The sequence below is a fragment of the Larkinella sp. C7 genome, from assembly GCF_006149005.1.
GTDB lineage: Bacteria > Bacteroidota > Bacteroidia > Cytophagales > Spirosomataceae > Larkinella.
This window is the reverse complement of the sequence record NZ_VBSL01000094.1, coordinates 1-598: the sequence shown is the minus strand read 5'-3', so window position 1 is coordinate 598 and position 598 is coordinate 1. Positions and strand designations below refer to the sequence as shown.

Annotated in this window: 1 pseudogene; it reads left to right on the top strand. The window is 57.8% G+C overall.

Features of this window, described 5'->3' with window-relative positions:
• Window positions 1–211: 211 nt before the first annotated feature.
• Window positions 212–598: pseudogene (locus FH871_RS33920) on the top strand (hypothetical protein); the annotation flags it as partial.

Here is a 598-nt window from a genome sequence, read left to right as displayed (position 1 = left end):
GTGATCACCGATGGTTCGGGTTGCAGTGTGACGAGAACCGTCACCGTTACGGTCAATCCGGTGCCGGTGTTGAGCCAGGTGTCTTCATCGACCATCTGTGAGAATAATTTGGTGCAGGTGTCGCTGTCGTTAACAGCCTCCGGTGGCGTGTCGTATTTGTGGAAAGGCCCGAATGGCTACAGCAGCACGCAACAGAACCCGGTGATTGCCAATGCGACGAGCGCTAACAGNGGGCAGCACGGTGGTGACGGTGGGCGTCTGTCCGACTTCGCCCTGCAGTCTGTCGGGCACCCTGACGGCTTCGCAGACGGCGGTGTGTTCGGGCGGCAGTGTGGTGCTGACGGCCAGTGCCAGCAATGCGGTAGGGAATGTAAGTTATCAATGGAGCGGAGGTTTGGGCAACGGCAGCAGTGTGACGGTGTCGAACCTGACGGCGACCAGTACGTATACGGTGGTGATCACCGATGGTTCGGGTTGCAGTGTGACGAGAACCGTCACCATAGCGGTCAATCCTTTGCCGGTGTTGAGCCAGGTGACATCATCGACCATCTGTGAGAATAATTTGGTGCAGGTGTCGCTGTCATTAACAGCCTCCGGT